This window comes from Microbacterium sp. CPCC 204701 (genome assembly GCF_004010105.1).
Classification (GTDB): domain Bacteria; phylum Actinomycetota; class Actinomycetes; order Actinomycetales; family Microbacteriaceae; genus Microbacterium.
Map to the genome: position 1 here is coordinate 1 of NZ_RRYE01000173.1, position 6,248 is coordinate 6,248.

Here is a 6,248-nt window from a genome sequence, read left to right on the forward strand (position 1 = left end):
GCGACGGAACGACGTCCTCGGTCGCGCAGAAGGGGCGCCCGGGCTCAGCCCGGGCGCCCCTTCTTGGCTCAGGCGCTCATCTGAGGACGACGAACGCCGACGCGCTTCCCGACGGCTCGACCGAGGTGCTGCCCGGGTATGCGGCGACCACGGCGTACACGCCGCGCTTCTGCTTCTTGAGCGGGATCGTCACAGACCCGTCCACCAGTTCGCCGGTGTACTTCTGGGCGTTCACCCACACCGTGACCGTACCCGTCGCGGCCGGCCCGCCGGACGGCTTCACCGTGACCGTGACGGCGAAGTCGTGCGAGGACGTGCCGACGTAGCGTTTCGGTGTGACGGTCGTCTTCGACGACGCCTTCACGATCACCGCCTTGCTGACCGCCACGCCGGCGTTGACATTGCCCTGCTGCGTCGCCGTCACCTGAACGGACAGAGCCGTGCCGGCATCCGCCGGAACGACGGTGTACCTCTGCGACGTGGCGCCGTCGATGGCAACACCGTCGCGCAGCCACTGATACGTCAGCGCGACATCCGCCGGCGACCACTTGCCGGGCTTCGCCGTGAGTGTCTTGCCGACCTTCGCGGCACCGGTGATGGCGGGAGCCGATGTCGCGACCGGCGCAGCCGCTCCGGCGTCGACCGTGAGGACCGTCCGCACATCGGAGTCGCCGTACTGCACGACGCCGTAGTAACGGGTGTCCGGCGCGAGCCCTGTCCACGACAGGGTGTAGCTCGCCTGCACGCTCTCAGTCACAGGCAGCGGGTTCGGCGTCGCGGTGAGCGAGCCTTCGCCTCCTGCGCCGACCACCGCGGTGGTGAGGTCCCACGTGAAGGGGTTCGTGTGGGAGTACACATGCGCCTCCACGAGGTACGTGCCCGCGGTGGGAGCGGTCAGCACGACCGACTCGTCAGCCGACGCACTGGCCGACTGCCACTGCTCGTAGTAGCGCCAGTCGTCGGGTCCGACGACGCGGTACACGAACAGGTCGAGGTCGGAGCCCTCGTCGTCGGACGAGTCGAGGTCGAACCGTGCGAGCGTCGATCCCTCGGGGACGTCGACGAGGTAGTACGAGTACCCGTTCGCGTCACCGGTCTCTTCGTTGCCGGAGTGTCCCGGAACCGGGACGTCGCCGTTGGCCTCGGCGTCGACCGCCTCGGTCTGAAGCACCGCCGGGGCGAGACCGCTGAGGTTGAGCGGGAGCTCTCCTGTGATGCCGGGCGTGATCTCGACCGTCGTGCTGCCGGTGATGCCTTCGCCCGGCACATCGGCGGGCGCGTCGGCCGTGACCGGGTACAGCGCGATCGGCGAACGCACCGTCGTCGGTCCGCTCCATGTCAGGAAGCCGGTCGTCCACTGCTCGGGAGCAGCATCCGTCTTCGTGAAGGTCACCGTGAACGTGCCGGTCGCACCTTCCGCCAGCGTCAGCGACGACGGCGAGACCACGACATCGACACCCGGGACCGACGCTGCAGCCGTGTAGGTGCCGGCGGTCGTGGCGCGGACGTCGCGGGTGACCGTCTGCGGCCCCGACAGCGAGCCGATGGCGATGGACGCGAGGTTCAGGTCGCTGCCGTCGATGGGCTCCACACCGAAGTCGTGGAGGTCCTTGCCCTGGAGAAAGGCCGCCCAGTCCTCGGCGCCGTTGTCGTAGACGAGACCCGGCTCGAAGAACCGCGTCGGGTCGACGTGGCCCGCGCCCTGCGCGAACGGATCGGTGTTGGCCGAGCCGTCCTCGTTCTTCGTGTCGTACGCGGTCGTCATCATCGCGGACTTGATCTCGCCCGGAGCGGCGTCGGGGCGCTCACCGAGATAGAGAGCCGCCAGACCGGCGATGTGCGGCGACGACATCGACGTGCCGGACTTGAATCCGAACGTCGGGTCGCTGCCCTCGCCATTGTGCGTCGCCGCGAGGATCGCGACTCCGGGCGCCGAGATGTCGGGCTTCAGGATGTCGCTGCCGTCGGCCAGCATGGGGCCGCGGCTCGAGAAGCCTGCGATCACCGGAGTGGCCGTCTCGATACCCGTGATGTTCTGGCTGTGCAACGTCGCCGTCGCCGCCGCGTTGCCGCGCACGTACGCGAGCAGATCCGTGCGGTGCGTGTCGGAGATGTGCACCGTCGGCACCGAGTGGAAGTCGTTGTCGAGCGAGCCGGGCGTGACGTTCACGAGGATCATGCCGATGCCACCGGCTTCACCGACGGCCTGCGACTTCTCCACACGTGCGTTCGTGCCGCGGTCGCACACGACGATCTTGCCCGCCACCTTCGCCGGGTCGAGGCGGTCGAGGAAGCAGAGCGCGGCCTCGTCGACGCTGGCGCCGGCGAGAGCGACATCGCCCGCGTACACGACCGAGCCCGTCACCGTCTGACCGAACGGCACCGACACCGAGACGCCGGGCGCCTGCCAGCCGTTGCCGAGCTGCACCGTGCCCTCGTAGGTCGGAATGGTGGATGCCGCGACCGTCGTGTACCACGGCGACGCGTGGTCGGCCGTGGACGAGCCGGGACCGTCGTTGCCTGCGCTGACCGCGACGAAGATGCCTGCCGCGGCCGCGTTGAAGAATGCGACATCCTCGGTGGCGAGGGTCGTCGTCGCGGCGCCGCCGCCGATCGAGTAGTTGATCACGTCCACGCCGTCCTGGGCGGCGGCGTTGATCGCCGCCATCAGGTCGCTCAGCGCGCAGATGTCGTCGGTCGTGACGAGCGGGTCCGGCCCCACGTAGCACGCCTTGTACGCCGCCACCTTCGCCGCGGGGGCGACGCCCGAGATGGTGCCGAAGTCGACGCCCTCGACCGACGCCGGAACCTCGTGGTTGCCGGCGGCGGTGCTGGCGGTGTGTGAGCCGTGGCCGTCCGCGTCGCGTGGCGACAGGTAGTCGGGCGCGAAGTCGAATCCTGCCGCGGCGGCGCCGGCGCTGAAGTACTTGGCGCCGATGAGCTTCGTCGAGTAGTCGTCGTTGCCCCACTCCTCGCCCGTCACGCGGTCGCTGCGGAAGGTGTTGCCGTCCGCTTTGGCGAACACGACGGTGTTGCCGTCGAGGTACGGGTCCGCACCGGGGGTCGACCCGAGCGGCGAGCCCGCGAACGAAGCGTTCTCGGGTGCGATGCCGGTGTCGACGACACCGACCACGGTCCCGGCGCCGGCGACGTCCACACCGCCGACGGCTTCCCACACCCCGCCGGAGCCCTCCAGCCCGAGGAACTCCGTGGACGGCACCGCATCGGGGTGGAGGATCTCGTCGGGAACGACCGAGGCGACACCCGACGTTCCCGCGAGCTTGGCGGCTTGGGCGGCCGTGAGATTCGCGGTGAACGCGTTCAGTGTGATCGTCAGGTTCCCGTCGGGCTCGACGCCGGCCTCCGTCGCGACATCGAGCTGCCGGTCCTCGAGGAAGTTCGAGTAGCGCTGCACCTCGCGAGACGAGGCGTCCAGCTTCTCGCCCTCGTCCGGCTTGGTCGGGGCGAGCCCGGCTTCGCCGCCGTCGTACGTCGCCGCGGGCGCTTCATCGAGCAAGACGATGTACCGGCCCGCGGGAAGGTCCATGGGGATGGGTTTGTTCACCTCCTCCGGCGCTGCCCCGAAGCTGGCGGTGGCTGTACCGGTGAACAGTGCGGCGAGTGTGACGACCGCTGCTGCCCGCACGGAGGATCGACCCATGTTTGGCCTCCATCGTGGTCCTGCAGAAAGTGCTGCGCCACATCGTTGGGGCGCAGCACGCTCAAACGTAACTCCCAGGTGAATCTCAGTAAATGAGAGCTCGGTGAGAAACGCGAGACCGAGGGCCGGTAGCCTGGGCACGTGGCGCCGACTTCCCGACTTTCGACGAGCGTTCTGCTCACGTGTGCGGCAATCGGCGTGGCGACCGGTGTGCTGCAGGCGGGTGCGGGAGCGATCAGCGGCTTCGTTTCGGGCGGCCTGCCGATCATCTACGGGCTCGTTCTCGGCGTCCACGTGCTGCCCGGCGTCGTCGCGCAGGATCTGCTCCGCCGGCCCTGGGTCGCCCTCATCACGCACCTCATCGCCGCGCTCGTCGCGAGCGCGATCGTGCCGCTGTGGATCGGGCGCTACATCGGCACGGCGATCCTCATCGGCGGCCTCCAGGAGCTGATCGCCGCGACCTCGCGCTACCGGCGCTGGGAACCCTGGCGGTTCTTCCTGTCGGCGGTCATCGTCGGCGTCGTGATCGCCGCCGCGATCTGGTTCGCCGCCGACGTGTCGCAGTTTCCCGTCTGGGGACAGGTCGTCTACGTCTCGCTGTTCGTCATCGGGCCCGTCGCCTGGACGGCGGTGGGCATGGCGATCGGCGCAGCGCTGCGCCGGGCAGGCGTCGCGCGGCGCAGCCGGCTCTGAACCGGTCGCGCCGGCGGTTAGGGTGGACTAAATTAGGCGAGGCTTAGTACCTCTCCCCGGAAGTCTCCGTGACCGCACTCGAGCGCGACCCTTCCGCCGCGCGCGCGGCGCACGTCGGCGTCCCCGCACGCGCCATCCTCGCGAGCCTGCGCTCCGTCGCGATCACTCATGAGGGAGAGACCCGTCCGGCTCCGGCATCCGTCACCTTCGACATCGCACGGGGCGAGGTCGTGCTGCTGCTCGGCCCGAGCGGATCGGGCAAGTCCACGCTGACGCTCGCGCTCAACGGGCTCATCCCTCACGCGGTGCCCGCGGACGTGTCGGGCTCTGTGCTCATCGAGGGACTCGACACGCACGAGACGACCGTCGCCGAGCTCAGCACACGGGTGGGCATGGTCTTCCAAGACCCCGACGCTCAGCTCGTCACCGGCACGCTCCTCGACGAGGTGGCCTTCGGCCCCGAGAACCTGCGGATGCCGGTTGCCGAGGTGCTCGCGCGAGCCGAGGCCGCACTGCGCCGGGTCGGGCTCTGGGAGCGCCGGTCCGAGAACCCCGACCGACTGTCGGGCGGCGGACGCCAGCGACTCGCCATCGCGTGCGCGCTCGCGCTGGGCTCGCCGCTGCTCGTGCTCGACGAACCCACGGCGAACCTCGACCCGCACGGGATCGAGGAGGTCTATGCGGCGCTGGCCGAACTCGTCGCCGCCGGCGACCGGGCGATCCTCCTCGTCGAGCACAACCTCGACGCGGCGATCGGGTTCGTCGACCGCGTCGTCGTGCTCGATCATGAGGGCCGGCTCGTCGCCGACGGCACGGTGGACGAGGTGCTCCGCCACCGCGCCGACGAGCTGCATGCGATGGGCGTGTGGCTGCCCGTGTCGACGCTCGCCGCGCTGCGGCTGCGCCGCGCGGGGTTCACCCTCGACCCGCTCCCCCTCACCCCGGACGAGCTCCGCGCCGCTCTCGAGGCCGAGGACGCCCCGCGCTCCGAAGGTCGGAGATTCAGCCCGAAGTCGGAGCTTCTTGCCGAGATCCTCCGAGGTTCGCGCGATTCTGCGACATCCGAAGCCCCCGCGACAGCCCCAGCCGCCCCGCTCATCACTGCGCGGAACCTCACCCTTCGCCGGGGCCGCAGCGAGGTGCTCCACGGCATCGACCTCGACATCCCACGCGGCGAATTCGTTGCGGTGGTCGGAGCGAACGGCGCCGGCAAGACGAGCCTCATCCAGGCGCTCGCGGGAGTCGTGCCGCCCCCGCGTGGCAGTGTGCACGTCGACGGCATCGACGTCGGCCGCGCGGGAGCACGGACGCTCAGCGCGCGCATCGGGTACGTGTTCCAGAACCCGGAGCACCAGTTCATCGCGCACACCGTGTTCGACGAGATCGCCCACGGCCTGCACCGGCTGCACCTGCCCGACGACGAGGTGCGCGCCCGCACACAGGCGCTCCTCGAGCGCTTCGGGCTCGGCGACAGGGCCGGCAGCCATCCGTTCCTGCTGTCGGGCGGGCAGAAGCGGCGTCTCTCGGTCGGCACCGCGCTCGTCGGCGGTGCGCCCGTGCTCGTGCTCGACGAGCCGACGTTCGGACAGGACCGCGCCCGCGCCGACGAGCTGCTCGCCCTGCTGTCGGAGCTCAACGGCGAAGGCACCACCATCGTCGTGGTGACCCACGACATGCAGCTCGTCACCGACTACGCCCATCGCACGATCGTGATGGCCGACGGGCGCGTGATCGCCTCCGCACCCACCGCCGAGGTCTTCTCCGACGACGAGCTCATCACCCGCGCGGGGCTGCGCCCGCCGCCTCTGCGCCGTGCGCTGCACGGGCTGCAGCGGCACCCGGAGCTCTCGCGCGTCGCCCGGCTCGCCGACCTCCCCGGCCCGGTCACCGACCT

3 protein-coding genes are annotated in these 6,248 nt (G+C 70.3%); 2 read left to right on the forward strand and 1 reads right to left on the reverse strand.

The genetic code is table 11. The features are described from left to right. Window positions 1–76 precede the first annotated feature (76 nt). Window positions 77–3,661 (reverse strand): S8 family serine peptidase, encoded by a 3,585-nt coding sequence (locus tag EIO58_RS10960; RefSeq protein ID WP_127819573.1) that lies wholly within the window; start codon window positions 3,659–3,661, stop codon window positions 77–79. Between the two features lie 141 nt (window positions 3,662–3,802). Between EIO58_RS10960 and EIO58_RS10965 the strand changes: the two genes are divergently transcribed. Beyond that, complete coding sequence (locus EIO58_RS10965) at window positions 3,803–4,354, forward strand: ECF transporter S component (protein WP_127819574.1); 552 nt, start codon at window positions 3,803–3,805, stop codon at window positions 4,352–4,354. Window positions 4,355–4,488: 134 nt separating this feature from the next. Next, window positions 4,489–6,248, forward strand: a 1,760-nt coding sequence (locus tag EIO58_RS10970; RefSeq protein ID WP_164861642.1) for an ABC transporter ATP-binding protein, incomplete at its 3' end; no start/stop codon positions are given.

Bases quoted from the DNA above. Each gene is read 5' to 3' on its own strand.
- EIO58_RS10960 (WP_127819573.1), bottom strand. From the start codon at position 3,661: ATGGGTCGATCCTCCGTGCGGGCAGCAGCGGTCGTCACACTCGCCGCA.